Below are 24,064 nucleotides of genomic sequence, written 5' to 3' on the forward strand. Positions count from 1 at the left end.
CGGATTTGGACAAAAAAATAAGCTGAACGTTCCAGCTTATTTTTTCTCTGTCCTTATTTAAGGTAGATTTTAGACAAATCTTCGAAAATAACGACCGGCTTCAGAACAGCTTCTTCCAGGCCGCCGAATTTCTTATCAACCGCTACAATTGACTTCGTGTAAGCAATCGGGTAGACAGGAGCATCCTCCGCTACGACTTCTTGAAGTTTCTTATAGATTTCTCCGCGCTTCGTCGGATCCGCTTCACCGGCACCCTGATTGAAGAGCTCATCCACTTCTTTGTTATTGTAATGGGAGTAGTTAGAACCCTCTGTTGATTTATACAGAATGCTGTACGCGTCTGGATCGAAGCCCATAATATATCCTGCTGCCGCAAGTTCAAAATCCGTTGCTTTTGGATCGACGAATTTTTCCCCGTATGCGGAAGCGTCCATCGCTTTGATCTCTACTTCAACCCCTACAGCTTTAAGCTTCTGTTGAACGTATAGGCCGATTGCTTCTTGAGCCTTGTTGCCGCTCGAAAGGATGAAACGAAGCTTAAGATTTTTAACTCCTGCGGCGTCCAGCATTTCTTTCGCTTTGGCTGCATCGTTATCGAAGGTCACTATGTCATTTGAGTGAAACAGCGCGTCTGGTGCGAGAATGGATTTCGCGGGATCCGCGTATTCATTCGAAGTATAAGCGACTTGAATCAGTTCGTCACGACTAAGCGCATAGGATAGAGCTTGTCTAACTTCTTTTTTGCTAAGCACGCCAGTATCGCTATTATGATTGAACAGAAGGTATGACAATCTTCCTTCGCTGTATGGCAAAATTTCAAACTTGTTTGAAGCTTGAATCGTGCCTACATCTTGTGGATCGATATATTTAATGTTGATCTCGCCGCTTTGAAGGGCAAGGTTAGCTGAATTTGTATCTTTCGCGATTCGGTAAGTGATTGAATCAAGGTGTGGTTTGCCGCCGAAGTAACCATCGAATCTCTCCAACATTACATACTCACCTGTTTTGTATTCCTTGAACTTGAATGCTCCTGAACCAACTGGAGCGTTGTTTTTCGTGCTTTTCTCAAGGTCAGCTTCATTCTCGAAGATATGCTTCGGAATAGGCGATACTTGAACTAGCGCAGCTTCGAATGCTGGGCTGACTTGCGGAAGCTTGAACTCTACTGTTGTTTCATCAACTTTAACGGCTTGGATCGGTTTGCCATTCACGATGAAGTTGCCTCTGAGGAAGCTGTTTTGTTTCTCGTCGAGAATTTTATCAATTGTGAATACGACATCATCAGCTGTTAGCTTCTCGCCATCGTGCCAAGTGAGACCGCTTTTGAGCTTCAATGTGTAAGTCAGATTGTCTGCGGATGCTTCCAAGCTATCTGCAAGGTAAAATGTCTTCTTGCCATTGTTAACTTGGAATAAAGGAGCGAACAATGCTTGGTCAATTGTTAAGCTTACACGGTCGCCCGCATAGTTGGGATTCAAGATGACGGGATCAGCACTAACGGCGATAATGGCACTGCCGCCATCTTTCGGTTGATCGCCACCTGTTTGTGATTCATTAGTTGGTGAATTCGATGAACCAGGGTTCGTTTTTGTATTATTTCCGGAGCATGCGCTGACCAACAAGGCCAATAATACCACTGCAATGATTCCGAAAATGCTTTTACGATTACGCATTTTTCCATCCTCCATGTCTCTCGTTTATGTGATTTTAAGAATATATCATATATACAATCGGATTACTAGGAATTTAATTTGAAAGCGCGGAAAAGATGTCTTTTATATAATAATTCATAAAGACCCATTTGATCAACTCCTTAATGTGATTAACGATGTATTGACAGCATTTTCTTCCAATGGTAAAGTGACAATTAGATTTTATTCGAGAGGAGGATTACGTTCCATGAAAAGTCATAATGATTTTATTTCGACTGTAACAATGAATCATCATTTCAACATGAATAACGTAATCCATCCGCGCGTCATTTCTCTTTGATTTAAGGGTAATCCCAACATCAAAGGCGCATGGTTACGTACCGTAATCATGCGCTTTTTTTATGCTTAAAGAGTGCGACGCAGCCTGTCACAGGTGTGTCGTTCGTCTCTTGCAGGAAGAAGCGTGTCGTTACGGCGACACGCTTCTTTGTATTTTGATAGATAAGAATTTATAAGTTTTCATTTATAAATTGGCTTATCTATCTCTGCGAAACGAACGATTTTGCCGCAAAGATGGCGATAGCCGTTTGCGCTCGGGATGAAATGAAGCTTGGATGGATAGCGGAAGGTGTGGTAGAGAAGCATGTTTAGTGTACTCAAAAAGTTAAGTTGGTTTTTTAAGTTGAATTGGAAACGTTATACCGTAGCCATCACTCTCCTAGTATTGACTGGTTTTCTAGATGTAATTCCACCATGGCTAATTGGTTACACAATTGATGGCATTCATCAGGATTTGCTTGGTCAGGCTGAGTTTGATCTTATACTGTATAGCTGGATTGGAATTACGGTCGTTGGTTATCTGATTACGTATATATGGCATTATCAGCTATTTGGCGGCGCGTTCGTACTTGAGCGGATATTGCGTACGAATCTAATGCGCCATTTCTTGCGTATGACACCGACCTTCTATGAGCGCAACCGGACAGGTGATTTAATGGCGCGTTCGACGAATGATCTTGGTGCGGTAGCGCAGACGGCAGGGTTCGGTATACTAACCCTAATCGATTCAACCTTGTTTATGATCACTATTTTAATTGTAATGGCTGGACTTATAAGCGTGAAGCTGACGCTCGCGGCGCTGCTTCCGCTGCCGTTGATGGCTCTTGCGATGAAGCATTATGGTAAAAAAATTCACGAGCGCTTTATGGATGCGCAGGACGCGTTCGGTGATTTGAACGATCAGGTGCTGGAGTCTGTTTCCGGCGTGCGAGTAATTCGCGCATTCGTACAGGAGAATGCAAGTGAGGCGCGTTTCAGCGCCAAAACACAAGATGTGCTCAGTAAAAATATCGCGGTTGCCCGTATTGACGCACTGTTCGAGCCTACAATGAAAATACTTGTCGGAACGAGTTATCTGATTGGACTCTGTTATGGTGGTTACTTAGTATTTCATAATGAAATTACGCTTGGGGAATTGGTTTCCTTCAACGTGTTCCTTGGTATGCTCATTTGGCCTATGTTCGCGATCGGGGAGCTTATCAATATTATGCAGCGCGGTAACGCGTCGCTTGATCGTGTCAATGAAACACTTGGTTACAAACCAGACGTGGAGGATGCTGCTGTGCCAGCAGAGGTGGCTGAGCCATCAACGCTGCAGTTCAAGCATGTGACATTCCGTTATCCGTCTTCAAACGTGGATAACTTAGCGGATGTGTCGTTCAAGCTCCATCAAGGTCAAACACTTGGCATCGTTGGACGTACCGGCAGTGGAAAGACAACGCTTCTGAAGCAGCTGCTGCGTGAATATCCAGTTGGTCAGGGCGATATAACGATATCAGGAGCATCAATCGGAAGCTTGAAGATTGATCATTTGCTCGGCTGGATTGGCTACGTGCCGCAGCAGCCGATTCTATTCTCCAGGACGATTCGCGAAAATATTTTCTTCGGTCTAAAGGAAGGTACGGACGCGGATTTACAGCGAGCTTTGGAGCGCGCTTCCTTCTCGAAGGATATTGCCTTTTTGCCTGATGGGCTGGAGACGTTGGTTGGGGAGAAGGGTGTCGCGCTTTCCGGCGGGCAAAAGCAGCGAGTCAGTATCGCGCGCGCGCTTATTTCAAATCCGGATATTTTATTGATGGATGATGCGTTGTCTGCTGTTGACGGCAAGACGGAGGCCGAAATTATTGAAGGCATTCGCACGGAACGGGCGGGTAAAACAACGCTCATTACGACACATCGATTGTCTGCGGTACAGCATGCCGATTGGATTATCGTGCTGGATGAAGGGCGTATTGTGCAAGAAGGTACACATGAGCAATTGCTTGAGAGCGGGGGATGGTATCGGGAGCAGTATGATCGCCAGCAGCTTGAGGCTATTATTGAAACGTAATAAATAAGGGGCGTGAAGGACAATGGGTAACACAGGAAAACGATTGTTTCAATACGCCATGCTTTATAAGAAACCGATCCTGCTCGCGCTGCTGCTGCTTGTGCTAGCTGTATGCGCAGAGCTTGCAGGACCGTTTATTGCCAAACGAATGATTGATCAAAACATTCTCGGTATCGAGAAAAAATGGCATGAGGTCGAGGCAGAACAATCCTATGCGGTTCATTATAAAGATAAATGGTATAAGCGTGAGGACCACTTTGCCACTGGTGCTGAAACAGGGGACCAGAAGGGGAAAGAGGTACGAGTGCTTCAGGTTGGACGTCAATTTTATTGGCTGGATGAGCCGCTTAAGTTTGAAGGCGGCAAGCGTGTAGTTCAAGGAGCAGAGATGAGCGTCACCAATAAGGAAACAGGTGAATCAGCCTCCTATACTGTGACTAAGCTATCCTCAAAGGAGCTCTATTCGTTCTATAAGCCGGAGTTCCCGGCACTGATACGTATGGCGGCTATGTATTTTGGGCTGCTGCTGCTTGTTGCTGTGTTTACGTACGGCCAGCGGCTTATGCTTCAAACATCGGCTAATCGGATCGTACGTAAAATGAGAAATGATATTTTTGCGCATACGCATCGCTTGCCGGTTCAGTACTACGACAATTTGTCGGCGGGGCAAGTTGTCTCCCGGGTGACAAATGATACGGAAGCGATTCGTGAGCTTTATGTCGGGGTTTTGGCTAATTTTTTTACAGGCGTTATCTATATTGTTGCGATTTATGGTGCGTTATTCCTGCTGGATTCACGTCTAGCATTGATTTCGCTGCCAATCATTCCGATTCTGATCGTCTGGATTATCGTATATCGTCGGTTTGCAGCAAAGTATAACCGAATTATTCGGACGAAGCTCAGTGAAATTAATGGCATGATCAATGAATCGATTCAAGGGATGACGATCATTCAAGCTTTCCGTCATAAGAAGGAGACGACCAAGGAGTTTGAAGAGCTGAATGAGCATTACTACACGTATCAAAATAAGCTGCTCAGTTTAAACTCCATTACTTCGCATAATTTGGTAAACGTCGTTCGGAATATTTTATTTTTAGTAGTGATTTGGATGTTTTGGGGTGGATCCTTCGGATCGGCTTTATCGGTGGGTGTACTTTACGCTTTCGTAGACTATATGAATCGGATGTTCGCGCCGATCGTTGGTATCGTAAACCAATTGTCTAATTTGGAGACAGCAAGGGTATCGGCAGAGCGTGTATTCACTTTGATGGATGAAGAGGGAATCGATGTATCTGCTGGACGAATGGAGCGTTACAAGGGTGAAGTTTCATTCGATAATGTTTCGTTTGCCTATAAGAAGGATGAGCTGGTGCTGCGCAATATTACATTCAAAGCGCGTCAAGGTGAAACGGTTGCACTCGTCGGTCATACCGGCTCAGGCAAAAGCTCGATATTGAACCTATTGTTCCGTTTCTATGATACGAACGAAGGGCGTATTGTGGTGGATGGTGCGGATGTTCGTGACATTCCAAAACAGCATCTTCGTCAGCATATGGGTATCGTACTGCAGGATCCGTTCTTGTTTACTGGAACAATTGCGTCGAATGTGAGTCTCGATAATCCGGAGATAAGCAGGGAAAAGGTGGAGCAGGCACTTCGTGATGTTGGTGCGTATGATATGTTCAGTCAATTTCCAGGCGGCATAGATGAGCCGGTTATTGAGAAAGGCAGCACGCTGTCCGCGGGTCAGCGGCAGTTGATCTCGTTCGCGAGAGCGCTGGCTTATGATCCAGCGATTCTTATTCTGGATGAGGCAACGGCGAGCATTGATACGGAGACAGAAGCTATCATTCAGGAGGCGCTCGATGTGCTCAAGAAAGGGCGCACGACGTTTGTCATCGCGCATAGGCTGTCGACAATTCGCGGAGCGGACCAAATTCTGGTGCTCGACCGCGGTGTCATTGTGGAGCGAGGCAATCATGACGAGCTGATGGAGAAGCAAGGCAAATATTTTGCGATGTACCAGCTTCAATTCGGAGCTGCTGTATCGGCATAGCATAGGTATTTTGTGAATGAAGTAGCTGTAAGCATCGATTAGGTGCTTACAGCTTCTTTTTTTGGTTAGTTCGGGTCTTAAGCTTGATTTCCGGGCTTACAGCTTCTTTTTTTGGTTAGTTCGGGTCTATAAGCTTGATTTCCGGGCTTACAGCACGATAATTGCCAAGTATATGGTTATTGAGGAGGCTGTAAGCATCGTTTGAAGGCTTAAAACCTCTTTTTTTTGATTAATTTGAGTCTGTAAGCGTGATTTTCGAGCTTATGGCTGTGTTAGGATAATCTACTTTACTGATGGGACAATTTCAATCTCGTTGAAGCCGAATCGTAGCTTTGTATTCATTTAGGTCGAATTAGGTGGGCGAAGGTAGAGGACGCTCAGCTAACTTTCAGCTGGCATTAAAGGGAAATTAAGGAGCCGTGGCTAGAATGGAGCTTGTAACAACAAACTCTATTCGAGAGGTGGAAGGTAACATGATTAAATCGAAAGCTATTACAGCTGGCGCTATCGCATTGGCACTTACAATAGGAGGCGCTGGCCTCTGGACCAGTCAATTAGCTAATGCGGCGTCGGTAGATGGCGGCAGCAGTACACTGAAGCAAAGTCAAGCCGCGCAAAACGCTGAAGGACAGGCAAGTAAGGGGCGAGGAGGCAAACGCGAAGGATTTGAACATGCTAAGGGCCGGGGTCTGACACAAATCACTGAGCAATTACAGCAGTACTTAGCACTTGACGAGGCAGCGATTAAGACTAATCTAGAGACTTTGACGCTAGCAGAGCTAGCGGTCGAGCAAGGTAAAACGAGAGCCGAGCTAAAAGCCAAGCTAGTGGAATGGCTCGATGCAGCGCAAGCCGAGGCTCTGAAATCAGCAACGAAAGATGCCAGCAAGCAGGGTGATAAATCTGATCCTTAGATCAAAGTGGACACCGCTGCTGCGGCTGAGAAAATGCATTCCAAAGGCTTTGGGCTGGGCAAGCATGGTGCTCCTAGAGGCTTTGGCGGTGAAGGTAAGGGTATCAATAGTGAGGCGGTTGCCAAATCTCTAGGAGTAACTTCTGATGAGCTGCAAGCAGCAATTAAGGAAGGCAAGACGCTTGCGGCGTTAGCTGCCGAGAAGGGGGTAAACGTTCAGACAGTTATTGATGCACTGATAAGTGCGAGTAAGGAAAAGCTTGAGGAGCAGCTGGCTGCAGGTAAAATAACGAAAGAGCAGCTTGATACGAAGCTTGCAGAAGCTGCTGAACGTGCTGCTAAGCATGTAAACGGTGAGCTGTCGGCATTGGGCGGAGGCAGGGCTGGAAAAGGTGAGCGAGGCGATTGCACAGCTGATACGGCAACCACTGGGGATGACGCTGTAGCGAGCTCAGAAGTGGCTGCTCCTATAGCTTGAAGATGAGCAGGTTATAATACAGCAAAAAAAGCGGCCATATGGCCGCTTTTCTTAGTTAGAAGTATTTCTTAGTTAGAAGTATTTCTTAGTTAGAAGTATTTCTTAGTTAGAAGTATTTCTTGGTTAGAATTATCATTTAATAGAAGTATCATTCAATAGAAGGATCATTTAGTTTAAGTATTATTTTTAGTAGAATTATTTTTTTAGTTATAAGCATTATTTGCTTGAAGCAGATGCAGATTTTCCTTTGAACTGAGTCCATAGATAAGTCTGCTAAGCGGTGTTCCCTTGTTCTCTCAGCATAAGCTCAAACTGCTCAGGAGGAAGTGGCTTACTGAACAAATAGCCTTGGAGCTCATCACATTGCAGATCGGTGCAAAGCTGCGATTCCGCTTGCGTCTCCACTCCTTCGGCAACGACCTTCATATTCATGCTGTGCACCAGCTCGATAATCGCTTTTACAATAGAAGACTTCTTCTCATCGTTTGCGATATCGGAGATGAAGGAGCGATCAAGCTTAACATCCGAAATAGGCAATCGCCGTAGTTGGTTCAGTGAGGAATAGCCCGTGCCGAAATCGTCGATTGAAATATGAATGCCAAGCTTGCGCAAATGTATGATCCGCTCGATGACCTGCTCCATATTTTGCATAAACACGCTTTCCGTTAATTCAAGACTGACATATTGCGCTTCTAATCCCGTTTCCTCCAACACATTCACAATCATTTCAATTAAATTGCCCTGGTCAAAATGTTTTCCTGAAATGTTGACCGAAACGCTTATTTTCTGCAAACCAGCATCCTGCCAAGCTTTGTTCTGTCTGCAAGCTTCACGGAACACCCAGCTATCAATTTCGAATATAAATCCAGATTGCTCAGCGAGCGGAATGAATCGATCAGGAGGTATCATGCCAAGCTCAGGATGCTTCCACCGAATCAGTGCTTCGATGCCGCAGAGCTCTCCAGTTGCTGCGTTTATTTTCGGCTGATAGTTCAGTGAAAATTGATGTTCCAGCAGCGCATGATACAAGCCATTTTCTAATTGCATTTTTTCTGTCAAAGCTGTTATCAAGTTAGGCTTGAAAAACCGGTAGCAGCCGTCTCCCTGCTCTTTAGCGCTGTACATGGCGATATCCGCATTTCGGACAATCGAATCTAGGTCGCTTCCGTCTTGAGGAAACACACTAATTCCTACACTAACGGTTAGGAAAAGCACATTCCCGTCAATGGTTAAAGGAGCATCAAAAGAATGACAGATAGACTCAGCAGTGCTTCTCATAGCTGCTTCATCTTCAAATCGGCCTACAAACACAAACTCGTCGCCGCCCAGACGGAACACCGTGCAGTTATCTTGGGTAGCAGTCTCGAAACGTTCAGCCGCTTTTTGCAGAAGAACATCCCCAACCGAGTGTCCGAGTGTATCGTTAATTTGCTTAAATCGATTGATATCCGCGAACATAACAGCAATCGGCTGGTTCGAACCTGAATACAACGCGATCATGTCTTGAAAATGATTGTTAAACTGCAGCCTGTTCGGCAGTCCGGTCAGCATATCGTAATAAGCAAGCTGGTGAAGTCGCACCTCAGACTGCTGCAGCAAGTAAGTCTGCGTTTCCAGCCGTTCTCTATTGGTTTGTGTTTCATGAAATAGATGAAGCAGGTTGGTGGACATATGCTTGAAATTAGAAATGAGTAAATGAATCTCCATAATACTGCTCTCAGGCCATATCACATTGTCCATTTGCTGCAGCTTACGCGGTAAATCCGTAGTTGAAGCAGTTAATCTAGTCAGGCTTTGTACAAGCTTGCGGTTTATTAAATAAGAAAGAAAAGCTGTGAACACGGCTAAAGCGACTAGATAGGCAAAGTGAGTGAAGTATTTGGAAAATAGGTAATTTTGAAAGTCCTTGATTGGCATATCTACAAAGACGTTCCATTTGCCGTAATTTGTGACATCCGAATATACAAAGTAACCGTCATGCCAAGTATGAAAATACCTTGAATTGGTTTTCGGATTAGGTATGTTCAAATACATGTTGGAGCTTAGGCGGGTTATATTATTGTTCTCCGTTATGTTTAATGTTTGGCCTATTCCATTCCGATTGCTTGAAGCGACGACTTGGCGCGTATGATTGGTTATGGTAATAGTGAGCTTTGGAGAGCCGGAATCAATATAAGTTTGGATGAATTTCACTTGATCCTCTAATGACGGATGAGCATTCTGCAAAGACCATTCATTTAAGCTGTAAGATAGTCGGTTTACCTCATTAATAGACATCCGCTTTGCGCTAATGCTTACTTCCTTGAATGAGCTTAAGCTGTTCATATAGATATTTAGTAAAAATGATACAAACACAATGCCGATCGAAAAATGAAACAGCAGCCTGCTGAAAGAATAAGGACGGTGATCATCAGCGGAGAAGCCGCCCCATTTGCGCAGAGGGACATATGAATGAATAACTTCGGCGATCAACGCGTTGAACATGCCGCTTACCGCTACGATACTTGCTATGAGCAATAAGTCGTTAGATCCGGACGGATACTGCCTATAGCAGGTCAAATAAATCAACGGAATCCCAACCAAGATCCAAAAAAATACATCGTTGCCGAACAGTCGATTACGGTATCTTCTCATGAGAAGACCGACCGTGACGGCTTCCAGAAAGCCGATAACATGGATCAAAGGCTGCTCATGGAGCGAAATACCAATGGAGTAGGCGACTGCAGCCGCTAGCAGGCCGGGCCATAATCCGTACAAACGGATAATAATTAGGATAAACAGGCTTGAAAGGGAAAACGTAATCCCATAAAGGAAACCGAAATGATTAATATCAGCGAAGATTGCTAATAACATGAAGCTGGCGAAAGAGAGAACAAGAGTGAGTTGTTTCTTATAAGACTGAATCAGTTGGCTGCTCACGAAAGTCCTCCCGAGTATATGGAAATGGTTCGAAAAAGTTCATTTTAGAAGGGATATTTTTCCGTAGACATTCGAGATATTCGACAAAATATTCTAAAATCCTTCTTTCTCTTCCTATATAGGCAGAAAGAGGCCCGTACCAGCTAATCGTCTGGATACGGGCCTTTGTGTCATATGAGAGGTATGTCGTTCCAATACGCCATAAGCGGATTCAGCGGGGCTATAGTTTGTTATCCCTTAAACATATCGTGATCCACATAACGCTCGCCGTTAAGCTCACTAATGATGTTAATAGCAGCCTTTGCGCCATCGCCTGCAGTAATAACAGCATGCACGCTTACGCCTGCAGCAGTTCCTGCCGCCCAAATGCCAGATATGTTCGTTTTGCCGCTTGCATCAACATCGATAATGGTTTTGATTCGAGGTTCTGTGCCTGGCTTAGTTGTCACTCCGACATGCTCTGCGAGATCGGTCAGAGCACCTGTCGCGATGAGAACATGCTTCGCCGTGTAGCTGCCAGCATCCGTATCCACCTGAAGGCCGCCGTCAATGGCTGTAATGTTTTGTACGGATTCTTCTTTGATTTCAGCACCGAATTTCTCAGCCTGCTTTTTGCCCGTATCGACGAGGTCAGGACCGTTGATTTCTGAAATGCCATAGTAGTTCTCGAACCAAGCACGCTTTGTCATTCCTTTGTTATTTTCAAAGACGAGCGTTTTCTTTCCAGCTTTGGCAGTGAAAATAGCAGCACTTGCACCTGCGGGGCCTGCACCAATAATAGCGATGTCATACATGCAACATACCTCCAGTAATATTTATGTATTTACTTGATTAGTATATTAATTCGGAGTGTGAAAAAGCAAATGGTTTGTCTGAATATTTTCCATAATTTGTTCACGGTAAATTCATATTTAAAATGTTGATTTGGAAACATCTGTTTGATATAGTTTTATTGTCGAACTATTCGATAGTACAACCATTTGAGGGGCAATCAGAACGAACAACAAGATGTACAACAACTGCAAGAGCATTTCTGGAATCGTGCAATAGGGAGGACAACAGGATGGACTTAAAGGAAATCATTGATCGTTACGAAGCGGCTAATTTCGTCGTTAACCGCAGGGTGAATGCCATGTTCCGCGAGATTATGCCGGGAGAGCTGACAATTGATCAATTTGCGACGCTTCGTTACTTGCGAGCACAGAATATGAGCACATCTTCTGAGCTGGCGGATATTTTTTGTGTAGGGAAAAGCTCCATAACTGCTATTATTACGCGTTTGTCGGATAAAAATCTAATTAAAAGACTGCCGGATGAGAAAGACCGGAGAGTCATTTATTTGGCTTTAACCGAGGAGGGCGTTCAAATATGCGACATGATGGAGGAGAAGATTCAACAGCTGCTTTCGAAATATATGAAGCATTTTGATGAACAGGAAGCTGCCGCATTTATTAACACGTTTGAAAAGCTCGCGAAGGAAATGATGAATTCGTAAGTTAAACCCTGCTAACAAAGCAAAGTCTAATGAGAAGGAGACAAGAGATGAGAACCATTTTAAAGCTTAGATGGCTGGTGCTGGCACTGTGGCTGGTCGCGGCGGTAGGGTTGATGCTTAGCGCGCCGAATATGGAAGAGCTTGTTCGAACGAAAGGGCAGGTTATGGTACCGGAAGGCTACTCATCGACGATAGCCAGTGATTTGGAGCAAGCTATCGGTGGGGATAATGGAGCTAGCGGGATGGCTACCGTTCTCGTATTTCACAAAGACGGCGGCTTATCCGAAGCAGATCTTGCCGATGTGAAGGTCGGCGTTGATAAGCTTAAGAGTGCGGGGGAGAGCATAGGCGTACTCTCTGTCACCAGTCATTTTGATGTGGAGCAATTAAAGGCACAAATGCTGTCTGAGGATGGCAGCACGGTGCTTACGCTGGTAAATGTGGAGGCTGGCGATAAAGAGCTGTCTGAGCTGCGCGACGGCTTATATGAAGCGATCTCGGATGTGAAGGTGGAGCACTATTTCACTGGCAATTGGCTTATTTCCGAGGATGTTGTGCAAAGCTCGCAAGAAGGGCTTAAGAAAACAGAGTTCATTACACTCGGATTTATTTTGATCATATTATTTTTAGTGTTCCGTTCGGCGGTGGCTCCGATTGTACCGCTATTGGCGGTTGGTTTTACGTACTTAGTAACGCAGTCGATCGTGGCCTACTTAGTCGAATATATGGATTTTCCGCTCTCGAACTTTACGCAAATCTTTCTTGTCGCGGTGCTCTTCGGTATCGGGACAGATTATTGCATACTGCTTATCAGTCGATTTAAGGAGGAGCTCGCGCATCGCGGCGACAAGACAGAGGCGATCCTTCATACTTACCGCACGGCGGGCAGGACAGTGCTGTTCTCTGGACTTGCGGTGCTTGTAGGCTTCGCTGCCATTGGCTTCTCTACCTTTGTCCTCTACCGCTCAGCAGTCGCGGTTGCTGTCGGTGTAGCCGTACTACTAATCGCCTTGTTTACCGTTGTGCCTTTTTTCATGGCGGTGCTCGGTCCGAAGCTGTTCTGGCCCTCGAAAGGCTCGCTCGAGCATAAGCAGAGCAAGCTATGGGGATCGGTCGGTAAGTTTTCACTGAAACGTCCGTTGTGGGCGCTGCTTATTTTGGCAGTTATTATCGTTCCTTTCCTATTGTCATACAAAGGAAACATGTCCTTCAACTCCTTGGATGAGATCGGGGACAAATATGATTCCGTTAAAGCGTTCAATATTATTTCCGAAAGCTTCGGACCTGGCGACTCGTTGCCCACAACAGTCATTGTCAAAGCGGATAAACCGTTTGATACGCCGGAGGGCCTTGCGGCGATGGAGCAAGTAAGCCGTGAACTGGCGAAGACGAATGGCGTCAAGCTCGTTCGGAGCGCAACGCGTCCTACCGGTGAAATAATGGAGCAATTCCTCGTATCCGATCAAGTGGTCACGCTTGAAGATGGACTAGGACAAAGCGGCAGTGGACTCGGGAAAATCAGCAGTGGTCTATCCGAAGCCAGCAGCGCTCTGAATGAGAACGGACCGAAGCTGAATGAGGCTGTAGAGGGCGCAGGCAAGCTCGTAGATGGTACAAATGAGCTGAAGTCAGGTATCGTACAGCTTGGCAATGGCCTGAAGCAAATTCAGCTGGGCTTGGTAGAAGGCTCAACCGGAGCTAAGGAGCTAAGCGCCGGTCTGAAGCAAGCGCAAGCGAGCGCGGAGCAGCTAGAAGCGGCGAGTCGCGAGCTGCTTGCCAGCTATGAGCAGCTGGGAGGCGGGCTTGGTCAATTGACTGGCGCTTATCGTGCGATAGCGACAGAGCAGACTAAGCTTGCTGATGGTCTGAATGGCGTGAAGCAAGAGCTGGGCGGCTTGCAGGATAGCTACCCTGATCTGAAGGGTGATGAAAAGTTCCAGCAAGCACTAAGCACGCTAGCTGCGCTGCAGCAGGGTGCGGCTGGCATCGGCGGACAATTAACACAGATGAATGAGCAGCTCGGCGGCATTTCTACGGGCATGCAGCAGGCAAATGACGGTTATGCGCAAGCATCAGGCGGTCAAAAGGCGCTTGCGGATGGTTTGGGTAAGCTTGCTGCAGGTCTCGCTGAGCTGCAAAAGGGAATTGCTGAAGCGGCGGCAGGTCAAGGCCAAATCGTATCCAAGCTACCAGGTGTTACGCAGGGCTTCACGGAGCTGTCTAATGGACAACAAGAGCTGCAAGCAGGCTTTGCCGCATTAAATGATCAGCTTGGCGAGCTTACAAGCGGTTTAGACCAAAGTGTAGATGGGCTTACGCAGGTGACAAGCGGATTAGCTTCTGCTGGAGGCTACTTAAATGGACTTGCGGGTTCACCGAACAAACAAATGACAGGCTGGTACATTCCAGAGGAAGCAATTGCGAATGAGGAATTCCAAGCTGCTCTGAACGTCTACATGTCGGAGGATCGCCAGACTGCGAAGTTTGACGTTGTATTCAGTACTAATCCATATGCGCTTGAGACAATGGATGAAATTGATGGTCTTGAATCAGCCGTGCAACGCGCGGTTCAAGGTACGGATTATAACGATGCTCAAGTGGCCATTGGCGGGGTGACGAGTATGAACAATGATCTCAAAAATATTTCATCAGCAGATTATTCGCGTACAGTTGTGCTGATGCTGATCGGCATTTCGATTATTCTTATTATTTTATTCCGTTCGATCGTAATGCCGATTTATTTGATTGCTTCGCTGCTCGTGACGTTTTATACTTCGATGGCGATTGCGGAGGTTATATTTGTACGATTGCTCGGACAGTCGGGCATTAGCTGGGCAGTGCCGTTCTTCGGATTTGTTATGCTGGTGGCGCTCGGCATCGACTATAGTATCTTCTTGATGGATCGTTTCAAGGAATACCGTCATTTATCGCCGCAGCAAGCTATTCTGGATGCCATGAAAAATATGGGCACGGTCATTATGTCGGCTGCTGTTATTCTAGGCGGTACATTCGCTGCCATGCTGCCGTCAGGAGTAATGTCACTCTTGCAAATCGCGACGATTGTGTTATGCGGACTATTCATATACGCGCTGCTTATGCTTCCGCTGTTTATTCCGGTTATGGTGCGTATGTTCGGTCCTGCCAACTGGTGGCCGTTCATGGGACGCAAGCAGACAGCGGAGCCCGAGGGGTTATCCGATCATACAAAGTCTAGCCGAGGCCGCCAGGTTTCGCATGATACGACGATCTAATAAATATTCAGAAAAGGGTTGCTCAGGTCTCTAACCGTGGGCAACCCCTTTTTTTGTTCCTATGGCAGTATTAAGAGTATGAATGCTCAATTAGCGTCCTCGTTTGTTTCGCCCCAGCTTGGGAGCCACATCAGCCTCTAAGACAACTTCCTTCTGAGGGAATTGCAGCTCATAGAGCTGACTGTACTTCCCTTGTTGACTGAGCAGAGAATCATGCGTGCCGTGTTCGATGATCTTGCCTTTATCGAGCACATAGATGAAGTCAGCCTGCTGTATCGTAGATAGCCGATGCGCAATGACGAGGCAGGTACGTCCCTTCAGTAAATAGGTGAGCGCGTCCTGAATCGATCTTTCAGACTCGGTGTCGAGAGAGGAGGTCGCTTCATCCAAAATAATGAGACGCGGGTTTTTCAAAATGGCGCGCGCAATCGAAATACGCTGCTTCTGACCGCCAGACAGTTTCACGCCGCGTTCTCCAATTTGTGAATCGTAGCCTTGGGGAAACGAGGCAATAAAGGGATGTGCGCTTGCCGCTTTCGCAGCCGCCTCAACCTCGGCATCCGTCGCGTCCGGCTTGCCGTATACGATATTTTCGCGGATGGTTCCGTTAAGAAGCACGATATCTTGAGAGACGATACCCATGTGCTGATGCAGTGATTTGAGCGTTACGCCAGTTAAAGGATTGCCGTCAATCGTAATTACACCTTCCTGAGGATCATAGAACCTGGTCATGAGATGTGTTATCGTCGACTTCCCTGCTCCTGATGATCCGACAATCGCCGTTATTTTGCCTGCGTGGATCTCGAAGTTGAACTGCTCCAGTACGGGAACGCCGTTATGATAAGCAAAGCTGACGTCTTGAAACAGCATGTTACCCTGTACATGCTCGAGTGTAATAGCGTTTGGCGCATCAGTCACCCCAGGCTCAGTTCCCAAAATGTCAACGATTCTCTCATAAGCGGCCGCCGATTGCTGTATCGTATTGATTGTTCGACTAAACCTGCGAATCGGAGCCTGCAGCAGCCGTAAGTAAGCAATGAAAGCGACAATGGTTCCTGTGGTCATAGCGCCATCCATTGTGAGCTTGGCTCCGAACAAGAGAACGGCGGCCAGACCGAGAAATAGAAGCAGGTCAATAATAGGCTCGAAGCTCGCTCGCAGCTTCACCGCTTTAAGATTCGCTGTCATATTGTTATGGCTGCGAGTGGAGAATCGCTCCGCCTCATAATCTTCGTTGGAGAAGGATTTAATCAAACGAATGGATGATAACGTATCCTGAAGATGATTACTAACCTCGGCAACTGTTTCCTGTACCTTCTTAAAGGCAGCGCGCATTCTTTTTCCAAAAAAGTGAGTCATGCCAATCATAATCGGAAAGGTAATGAGTACAACTAGCGTTAGCTGCCAATTGATCCAGAACATATAAGAGGCGACGACGATAAAGGTAAACCAATCGGTTACGATCGACATCATACCAGAGGAGACCATCTGCTGGAGCATGTTCACGTCACTCGTTAAGCGAGACATGAGGTCGCCAGTACGGTTGCGGTCAAAAAAACTGATATCAAGCTTCTGGATATGCTTATACAAATCGTTTCTGATATCGTAGACCGCGCGTTGGCCAACAGACGCCATGAGCAAACTGCTTAAAAAGTTGAACAGCCCGAGCAGCAAGGCTGTGCCGAGGACGCCGACGCCAACCCAAATGAGGGAATGATATTGTTTATTCGGTATGATGTCATCGATGGTGAATTGAGTAAGCCGCGGAATTATGAATTCCAGCAATGCAACGGATATGATGCAAATAAAAGCCGCTGTAAGCAGAAGCCATTGAGACCGTACATGGAAAAACATTCGTTTGTACATTGCCCATATACTGCCGCGCGCAGGACGGGCTGGTGTATTACGGAAATGATGATTTTTCATAGGCTGTGGAAATGGATGCATCGCCATTATTTCAACTCGCCTTCGTCTGCCTGCTCAGCAGCAGCCAGAAATATATTTAGCTGATTTTGTTGCTCAAGAAGAAGTAGTTGCAGCTTCTCAGCCCGTTCTTTACTGGTTAAAACAGCTTGCTCGGCACGTTTAATGAGCAATAGAAAGTCAAACGAGTCATTCGATAGACCGAGCTTCTGACGGAGCTTCTCATTTCGGAACGATTCTGCCTGAGGAGAATGTCGGTCATGCTCTTCACCGTCACGTCTCGATTTGTCGGGCAATAAGGTTAAGGCAGAAAGACCTTGCTCTGTAATCGAATAGACCTTTTTCCCGCCCTCCTCCTCTTGAATGGAAACAAAGCCGCGCTCCTCCAACATCTGAAGAGTAGGATAGATGGATCCTGCACTCGGAACATAAAGTCCTCCGGACTGCTCCTCCAGCGCCTTCATCATCTGATAGCCGTGCATCGGTTCAAGGGCGAGCAGCTTCAGTAAAGCAAACTTCACACCGCCCCTGCCAAAATAACGCTTGCCCCAGCCCCGATGCGAATTTGCTTCGGTTATTTCGCCTGGCTGCTGCTGATCAGCGGCTCTATTTTCTTGTATGTCGCACATATTCTGCACCTCGTTTTATCAATACGATATATCGTAATATAAAAGTATACGATATATCGTATTCTCGTCAATCGTTTTTTACGATACATTGCGACCTAAACTTTTGGTAGAATGGAGCTATTGAGGAAGTGAGACGATATGCCGCAACTACGGAAGCCGAATATGCATTCAGCTGAGATATGGCACTCAGGTGCTGAACGTGGCAAAAAAAGAGCTGTATTGAATGGTCAATGTGCAGCCGATAAATAATGTATGGGCTTAGAGCCCTTATTTGAAGCTGAGGGGTGATTTAATGAAGCTCAGAAAGTTGGGCATAGCTCTATACCCGCTCTCATTGGTCATATTAACTTTTTTGTTGAGTGGCTGCACAGCTAACCGCCCCCCGCACAATTCACAAAATACGGATACAGTGACCCTTAAAATTGTACAAAGCTTAGCAAGCGAGAAGCGTACGGAGCAGCTTGAACAGCTCATTAATGAATTTGAATCCAAACATCCTCAGATAAAAGTGGAGCTCATTTCACCGGTATATGAAACGGCTGATCAAACGATCAAATCTATGCTGGTAGCTGAGGAAGCTGATATTGTCGAAGTCCGTGATATTACGGTACATGACTATGTCTCTCTAGGGCTGATAAAAAGCTTGGAGCCATATATTGCGGACTGGCCCGAATATCAGCTTATGTCCTGTAATGCGAAGATGATGGCCAGGGATTTAAATGAGGTCGCCTACTATATCCCTAACGGTTTATACCAGGCGCAATTGTTTTATCGTAAGGATTTGTTTGATGCCAAAGCACTTCAGGTGCCGGAAACGTGGGAGCAGCTTTACTTCGTTGGGAAACAACTGACGAAGCTGGATTTGAACCAATACGGCTTTGCTTTTCGCGGTGGCACAGGAGCATCCATTATGTTCACACAAATCATACAGGATTACAGCGGGAATTATGTTAATCAGCATGAATCGATGTTTCGCATGGATGGAACGACTATTTTTTCTAATGCGGCTGCAATAAATGCTTTAAAATTATATCGAAATATTTACACGGATATATCTCCGCCCGAGTCGATAGACTGGGGCTATAATGAGCATGTAAAAGCATTCGCGGAAGGACGAGCGGCTATGCTGATTCAAGATCCGGACGCAATAGAACGTATTGAAAAGGACTGGAAGGAAGGTACATGGGCAACAGCTCCTTTGCCTACCGGTCCAGAGAATATCGCACATTATAATGTAGGTGCCGCCGGCTGGGGAATAGCAGAGGGATCCAAACACCCGCAGGAGGCGTGGGAGCTGATTGCATTCCTGTCGTCTGCAGATAATAACAACTCTTTTACTAAGGCGACGGGAGTTATTTCGGTTTATAATAATGTGAAGACGGAAGAGAGATATAAGACCGGACCATTCGCGCCTTATATCCGGATGAATGATAACCCTTCCCGCTATACGGCAGTGAAGCCGTCGACACATTATGCGAATTACAGCAATTATTTGAAAATGATGACCGTTTACGGACGATTGTACTTGATTGGAGAACAATCAGCTGAGAAGCTGCTTGAACAATTCGATCGCTTCTGGATGGAACAGCGTGATTAGTATGATCTGAAGCAGCAAGGGTAACCTTGTATGGAGTGTTCGGATTTCTTGACATAGGGGAAAGGAGATAGACAAGTGAAGCAGCTGCTTATCATATTTACTGGCGGTACGATCGGAAGCAGAAAGCAGGGAGCGGGAATTCATGTTGATGAGGAGGGTTCCTATGGTTTAATAGACGCCTATAAGAGCAGTCCGTTGTACAAGGAAGAGGTTACACTTCATACGATACAACCACTCAATCTTCTTAGCGAAAATATTACACCTGACGATTGGCGTACGTTGGCTACGGCTATAAACGAAGCAGATAAGACCGCATATGACGGTATTGTCGTCACGCATGGATCGGATACGCTAGCCTATACAACTGCGATGTTTGGTTATTTATTTGCGGACACTAATGTGCCGATCCTATTTACCGCAAGTAATTACCCGCTTGCGGATGAGCGGAGCAATGGTCTCCGCAATTTCACGAATGCGATCGACTTTATTGTGGATACCGCTTTGCCGGGTGTATTTGTTGTTTATGAAAACGATCAAGGATCACCGCTTGTTTACATAGCGACGCGAATTACGCAGGCTGTATCGTTTACGGATCAGTTTGGCACGCCGTATGGTGTTCCGTATGGAATGATGGAAGGCGGAAGATTTGTCTGGCATGAGGATAAACGAAATCCAAGCTTGGGTAAGCTTAAGCAGACGCATGCGGCGCAGTTTAATTGGGAACCTCAGACACTGGCTATAGACTCTAGTGTTGTATACATCAAACCGTACCCAGGTTTAAATTATTCGTATTATGATTTTACTGCGAACACTCCGAAAGCTGTACTGCATGATTTACATCATTCTGGAACAGCATGCGCCATTAGCTCAGGACCGTTTTCTTTGCTGCAGTTCATATCCCGCTGCCAGTCACTTGGGATTGATTTTTATATTTGCCCGATTAGAGATCGTTCGGACGCGCTATACTCATCGTCGCTGCGACTCATTGAAGCAGGTGCAATTGTTATTGAAAATATGTCAATCGAAGCGGCCATTACGAAGCTCATGCTTGCTTATGGTATATTTGATTCAAGCGAGCGGGTTAAACAATTTGTGACAGACACCTCACTGTACTATGAACGCAACGACATACAGCATGATAATCGATAATAGAGTGCATAATGATTGATCATTCCATATAAAAAAGGAGAATGTGTTCATGGAGCAAGCAAACCTGCAAGTAGGAGATACGATTCCGAATTTTAAGCTTCAAGCCTCAAACGGCCAAGAGGTTCAGCTTACAGACTATGCCGGCAAGAAACTAGTCATTTACTTTTATCCGAAGGATATGACGCCTGGCTGTACAACAGAGTCCTGTGATTTCCGTGACTTCAACGGTGAATTCGGTGCCAATAATGCGGAAGTAATCGGCATTAGCCCTGATGATTTAGCTTCGCATGAAGAGTTTGTATCCAAGCATGAGCTGCCCTTTCTACTATTATCGGATACCGATCATCAGGTATCAGAGCTGTTTGGCGTATGGAAGCTGCAGCGCTGGAATGACAAGGAGTATATGGGTATCCAGCGTTCTACATTTATCCTTGATGAACAAGGCAAGCTAGTCAAGGAATGGCGGAGCGTCGTTGTGGAAGGACATGTGAAGGAAGTTCTTGAAGCGGTAAAAAGCATCTAAACTAATGCGATATGAACGAATAGATGAAAGAAAGCTCTCCCTCAAGCGGAATTATCAGCTTGTAGGAGAGCTTTCTTATATTACAATTATGGTTTCTTCCAGCTAGGCAGCTGACTTACATAGCTGTCAGACAAATTAAGCAATTCAAGTGCGCGCTGATACTCGTCTTCAGTAGCTTCTTGCTCTGTGACGCCATCGCCCGCCAATGAGTAATGCTTGCCATCCTCATAGCCGCTTCCGGACATGAACAGCTCTTTACTGCTTAAGAATGAGCCGGAAGGCAAATAGTATCGTTGTGGAAGAACGTTATACGATTGATTAAACAAATCTTGGCCGAAGTGAATATGATCGTCCAAAGAAATGCCTAGCATGTTGGCGATTGTAGGCAGAACATCAACTTGGCCGCCCAATTGATCAAAGACCTTTGGTTCTGTAATGCCAGGTGATGCCACTACAAGCGGGATATTAATCATATCCGTGTAACTGTATTCGCGGCCATAAATTTCAGCCATTAAATCTTTGTCGTCTCGATCAAGCGAGTATATCGGCAGCCCAAGATGATCACCATAAAGCAAGATCAGGCTATCATCCCAAATGCCGCGTTGCTTTAAATCCTCGATGAACTTGCCTAGTGCGTAGTCCGCGTAATTTTGTGAACGGATATAGTCGCCGACAAATGTTTTTTCATATCGATCAGGAAGTGTCATTTGGTATTTGTCTTCTGGAATCGTAAACGGATGATGTGCTGTCATAGAAATGACATGCGAGTAAAACGGTTTGTCGTTTTGATTCATCCGATCAAGTTCCTCCGCGGTTTTCTTATAGAGCTGCTCATCTGAGGCTCCGAAAAATATATTATCTTCTTCTCCAAAAAAGGCTTTGTCATAATAACGGTCAAAACCAAGCGCTTTGTAAAGCTCGGAGCGATTCCAAAACTCGACAACGTTCGTATGGAAGGTCGCTGTATCGTAACCTTGAGATTTAAGCAATTTCGGTAGGCTAGGAAGCTCTTTATCCGCGTAGATCATCGTAGCCGCGCCGCGCGCCGGAATGTAGAATGATGTATTGACTACGAATTCGGCATCGGATGTATTACCTTGGCCAACCTGTTGGTAGAAATGCTTAAAATAATAGTTTTCATTAACAAGCTTATTGATGTTTGGCGTAATTTCTTTGCCGTCAATTTTCAAGTTCACTAAGAAGTTTTGAAATGATTCCATTTGAATAATGATGACGTTTTTGCCAGCTGCCGATTTCCAAAGCTGTGGCGCGGCAGGCTGTTGAATCTTTTTCGCTGCATTAATTTTGTCTTGCGTAATTTGATTTGGGTCAATATAATCTACTTTTTTATTAGAGAAAATCGTATATGCCTCGTAATTTAAAATACCCATTTGCTCCGCTTTAACAATCTCATTCATGCTGGCGCGGTTTGGCAAAATGTTGAACAGACAAAGCGCAATCGAAATGGTGAAAAGCGCAAGGACAAGTCGTTTGCTCTCTTTACGTGAGCTTTCTTGCTTCCAAATAACAGCCTTCTTCTTTCTAAATAATAAGAAACCCATTATAATAATGTCTATAAATATAAGAAGGAAATAGGGATCCATAAGTGAAAACACACTATTGCTGACGGCTGTTACTTGATTTACTTGTTCTAAAGCTAGATAAGTGACAATAACACCGTAATACTTGTAATACATTATGACAGCGAATAGAATTAAGGTCATTACTAGATTGGCAATCAAATAGAAAGTAAGCTTTCGTTTTGACGTAAACCATTCTATGAGACAATAGACAATGAGTACGAAGGGAATTTCCTTGACCAAGGTCGTCCATGAAGGCCCGTTCTCAAAAATAACCATCCAGGCCAGGTAGCTTTTAATAAGCATTATGAGCGAGAAAAATAATATGGGACGAGTGCCCAGCCCTTTTTTTGAAGTAAAAAATGTCATTTAAACGCCTACCTTTCACAACAAAAACAAGCCGTCTTAATAAGTTAGCCAGCCCGCTTCGAGTAATATATTCGTACACTAAGTTTCTATCTATTATGCTCCAGCTTGCAGTCCAATGTCAAAAGGCAAATGGCACCTCTAAGTATAGTGGGAAGTAGAGTCATTTACAATATTATGGGAAAAAATTTATTACATCATTTGGAGGTTCAGCATGAAGAAAAAAGGAAGACGATTATTATTTTTTGTTACGGTATGCGTTATTTTAACGATTGGTTACATGGTGATGCAAAGAAGCGAATCAGCTACGATTCCGCCCAAAGAGTCTGAGGTTGAGGAAACAGAAGGTGTAGGTGGAGTAATTGAGGGCGAGACCAATGGTGAGGATGATCCTGTAAAGCCTACAGATACGACGAAACCAACGGAAACGTCAAGTCCAACAGAAACAACGAAGCCAGGAGCAACAAAGAAACCAACAGAAACAAAGAAACCAACAGAAACAGAAGACGATATAGCCGTCATTGCACAGCCGGAATCGCTCGCGGTACTGGTTAATAAACATAATAAATTACCAGAGGATTATAATCCGACAGATTTAGTATATGCAGATGTACGTTTTATATTTTCCGAAAAATTGGACAAGCGTAAGATGCGGAAGGAAGCGGCTGAAGCTCTTAAAACGATGTTTGACGCTGCTGACAAAGATCAAATAAAGCTGGCTGGTGTATCTGCTTACCGATCTCATGCGACTCAAAAGTCTTTGTTCGAGCGTTATGTAAAGGAAGATGGCTTAGAAAAGGCTAGAACGTACAGCGCTTACCCTGGCACAAGCGAGCATGAAACGGGTTTGTCAATTGACGTATCCGGAAGTGATGGCAAATGCGCGGCGTCGAATTGTTTTGGCGGTACGGATGAAGCGGAATGGCTTGAGAAGCATGCGCATGAATATGGATTTATTATCCGATATCCGAAAGGAAAAGAAGAAATTACCGGCTATCAATATGAGCCGTGGCATATTAGATATGTCGGAACTGAAATATCGACTGAGATGAATAAGACAGGTGAGTCGCTTGAAGAGTATTTTGACGCGATTCCAGTATCAAACTAGAAGGGCCTAGCTCCTAGTAATCAATAAAGGGCACCT

The 24,064-nt window shown here is 45.3% G+C and carries 16 protein-coding genes; 10 read left to right on the plus strand and 6 right to left on the minus strand.

The window, feature by feature from the left end:
• Positions 1-53: 53 nt before the first annotated feature.
• The gene (locus tag AC0YN7_RS11380) at positions 54-1,673 is read right to left on the minus strand and encodes an ABC transporter substrate-binding protein (RefSeq protein ID WP_475810100.1); all 1,620 of its coding nucleotides are present in this window, start codon (positions 1,671-1,673) and stop codon (positions 54-56) included.
• Positions 1,674-2,295: 622 nt separating this feature from the next.
• On the opposite strand from AC0YN7_RS11380, the gene AC0YN7_RS11385 reads away from it, so the two are divergent.
• The 4 genes from AC0YN7_RS11385 to AC0YN7_RS11400 all read left to right on the plus strand — a co-directional run bounded on the left by AC0YN7_RS11385 (position 2,296) and on the right by AC0YN7_RS11400 (position 7,488).
• Positions 2,296-4,041 carry an ABC transporter ATP-binding protein gene (locus AC0YN7_RS11385; RefSeq protein ID WP_475810101.1) on the plus strand — a complete coding sequence of 582 codons (1,746 nt, stop codon included), beginning with the start codon at positions 2,296-2,298 and terminating at the stop codon, positions 4,039-4,041.
• A 22-nt stretch (positions 4,042-4,063) separates the two neighbouring features.
• Complete coding sequence (locus AC0YN7_RS11390; RefSeq protein ID WP_475810102.1) at positions 4,064-6,097, plus strand: ABC transporter ATP-binding protein; 2,034 nt, start codon at positions 4,064-4,066, stop codon at positions 6,095-6,097.
• Positions 6,098-6,570: 473 nt separating this feature from the next.
• Entirely contained in the window at positions 6,571-7,011 is a 441-nt protein-coding gene (locus AC0YN7_RS11395) for a hypothetical protein (RefSeq protein ID WP_475810103.1), read from the plus strand.
• 33 nt (positions 7,012-7,044) lie between these two features.
• Entirely contained in the window at positions 7,045-7,488 is a 444-nt protein-coding gene (locus AC0YN7_RS11400) for a hypothetical protein (RefSeq protein ID WP_475810104.1), read from the plus strand.
• 273 nt (positions 7,489-7,761) lie between these two features.
• Here the strand turns inward: AC0YN7_RS11400 and AC0YN7_RS11405 are convergent, their stop codons facing one another.
• A complete protein-coding gene (locus AC0YN7_RS11405; RefSeq protein ID WP_475810105.1) occupies positions 7,762-10,407 on the minus strand; it encodes an EAL domain-containing protein in 2,646 nt (881 codons plus the stop codon).
• A 230-nt stretch (positions 10,408-10,637) separates the two neighbouring features.
• Complete coding sequence (locus tag AC0YN7_RS11410) at positions 10,638-11,201, minus strand: FAD-dependent oxidoreductase (RefSeq protein WP_475810106.1); 564 nt, start codon at positions 11,199-11,201, stop codon at positions 10,638-10,640.
• A 269-nt stretch (positions 11,202-11,470) separates the two neighbouring features.
• On the opposite strand from AC0YN7_RS11410, the gene AC0YN7_RS11415 reads away from it, so the two are divergent.
• Together AC0YN7_RS11415 and AC0YN7_RS11420 are read left to right on the plus strand one after the other, a co-directional pair.
• Entirely contained in the window at positions 11,471-11,902 is a 432-nt protein-coding gene (locus tag AC0YN7_RS11415) for a MarR family winged helix-turn-helix transcriptional regulator (RefSeq protein WP_475810107.1), read from the plus strand.
• Positions 11,903-11,949: 47 nt separating this feature from the next.
• Positions 11,950-15,153, plus strand: a complete 3,204-nt coding sequence (locus tag AC0YN7_RS11420) for an MMPL family transporter (RefSeq protein WP_475810108.1) — start codon at positions 11,950-11,952, stop codon at positions 15,151-15,153.
• A gap of 90 nt (positions 15,154-15,243) precedes the next feature.
• On the opposite strand, the gene AC0YN7_RS11425 is transcribed toward AC0YN7_RS11420, so the two are convergent.
• Positions 15,244-17,106, minus strand: a complete 1,863-nt coding sequence (locus AC0YN7_RS11425) for an ABC transporter ATP-binding protein (RefSeq protein ID WP_475810109.1) — start codon at positions 17,104-17,106, stop codon at positions 15,244-15,246.
• A complete protein-coding gene (locus tag AC0YN7_RS11430) occupies positions 17,106-17,705 on the minus strand; it encodes a PadR family transcriptional regulator (RefSeq protein WP_475810110.1) in 600 nt (199 codons plus the stop codon). The genes AC0YN7_RS11425 and AC0YN7_RS11430 overlap by 1 nt, the downstream gene beginning before the upstream one ends.
• A 292-nt stretch (positions 17,706-17,997) precedes the next feature.
• On the opposite strand from AC0YN7_RS11430, the gene AC0YN7_RS11435 reads away from it, so the two are divergent.
• The 3 genes from AC0YN7_RS11435 to bcp all read left to right on the plus strand — a co-directional run bounded on the left by AC0YN7_RS11435 (position 17,998) and on the right by bcp (position 20,974).
• Positions 17,998-19,302: an ABC transporter substrate-binding protein gene (locus tag AC0YN7_RS11435; protein ID WP_475810111.1), complete on the plus strand. Its 1,305-nt coding sequence runs from the start codon at positions 17,998-18,000 to the stop codon at positions 19,300-19,302.
• 75 nt (positions 19,303-19,377) lie between these two features.
• Positions 19,378-20,451, plus strand: a complete 1,074-nt coding sequence (locus AC0YN7_RS11440) for an asparaginase (RefSeq protein ID WP_475810112.1) — start codon at positions 19,378-19,380, stop codon at positions 20,449-20,451.
• A 49-nt stretch (positions 20,452-20,500) separates the two neighbouring features.
• Positions 20,501-20,974 carry a thioredoxin-dependent thiol peroxidase gene (bcp, locus tag AC0YN7_RS11445; protein ID WP_475810113.1) on the plus strand — a complete coding sequence of 158 codons (474 nt, stop codon included), beginning with the start codon at positions 20,501-20,503 and terminating at the stop codon, positions 20,972-20,974.
• An 86-nt stretch (positions 20,975-21,060) separates the two neighbouring features.
• Here the strand turns inward: bcp and AC0YN7_RS11450 are convergent, their stop codons facing one another.
• Positions 21,061-22,923, minus strand: coding sequence for an LTA synthase family protein (locus tag AC0YN7_RS11450; RefSeq protein ID WP_475810114.1), 1,863 nt, complete (start codon positions 22,921-22,923; stop codon positions 21,061-21,063).
• Between the two features lie 211 nt (positions 22,924-23,134).
• Here AC0YN7_RS11450 and AC0YN7_RS11455 point away from each other — a divergent pair, with 211 nt between their 5' ends.
• A complete protein-coding gene (locus AC0YN7_RS11455; RefSeq protein ID WP_475810115.1) occupies positions 23,135-24,028 on the plus strand; it encodes a M15 family metallopeptidase in 894 nt (297 codons plus the stop codon).
• The last annotated feature ends 36 nt before the right edge of the window (positions 24,029-24,064 follow it).

It is taken from the genome of Paenibacillus sp. J31R122 (assembly GCF_056269185.1).

What these genes read in the sequence shown, in the direction of transcription:
- AC0YN7_RS11415 (WP_475810107.1), top strand. Translation starts at nt 11,471, where the DNA reads ATGGACTTAAAGGAAATCATTGATCGTTACGAAGCGGCTAATTTCGTC.
- AC0YN7_RS11395 (WP_475810103.1), top strand. Translation starts at nt 6,571, where the DNA reads ATGATTAAATCGAAAGCTATTACAGCTGGCGCTATCGCATTGGCACTT.
- bcp (WP_475810113.1), top strand. Translation starts at nt 20,501, where the DNA reads ATGGAGCAAGCAAACCTGCAAGTAGGAGATACGATTCCGAATTTTAAG.
- AC0YN7_RS11455 (WP_475810115.1), top strand. Translation starts at nt 23,135, where the DNA reads ATGAAGAAAAAAGGAAGACGATTATTATTTTTTGTTACGGTATGCGTT.
- AC0YN7_RS11430 (WP_475810110.1), bottom strand. Translation starts at nt 17,705, where the DNA reads ATGTGCGACATACAAGAAAATAGAGCCGCTGATCAGCAGCAGCCAGGC.
- AC0YN7_RS11420 (WP_475810108.1), top strand. Translation starts at nt 11,950, where the DNA reads ATGAGAACCATTTTAAAGCTTAGATGGCTGGTGCTGGCACTGTGGCTG.
- AC0YN7_RS11450 (WP_475810114.1), bottom strand. Translation starts at nt 22,923, where the DNA reads ATGACATTTTTTACTTCAAAAAAAGGGCTGGGCACTCGTCCCATATTA.
- AC0YN7_RS11410 (WP_475810106.1), bottom strand. Translation starts at nt 11,201, where the DNA reads ATGTATGACATCGCTATTATTGGTGCAGGCCCCGCAGGTGCAAGTGCT.
- AC0YN7_RS11385 (WP_475810101.1), top strand. Translation starts at nt 2,296, where the DNA reads ATGTTTAGTGTACTCAAAAAGTTAAGTTGGTTTTTTAAGTTGAATTGG.
- AC0YN7_RS11390 (WP_475810102.1), top strand. Translation starts at nt 4,064, where the DNA reads ATGGGTAACACAGGAAAACGATTGTTTCAATACGCCATGCTTTATAAG.
- AC0YN7_RS11380 (WP_475810100.1), bottom strand. Translation starts at nt 1,673, where the DNA reads ATGCGTAATCGTAAAAGCATTTTCGGAATCATTGCAGTGGTATTATTG.
- AC0YN7_RS11400 (WP_475810104.1), top strand. Translation starts at nt 7,045, where the DNA reads ATGCATTCCAAAGGCTTTGGGCTGGGCAAGCATGGTGCTCCTAGAGGC.
- AC0YN7_RS11425 (WP_475810109.1), bottom strand. Translation starts at nt 17,106, where the DNA reads ATGGCGATGCATCCATTTCCACAGCCTATGAAAAATCATCATTTCCGT.
- AC0YN7_RS11435 (WP_475810111.1), top strand. Translation starts at nt 17,998, where the DNA reads ATGAAGCTCAGAAAGTTGGGCATAGCTCTATACCCGCTCTCATTGGTC.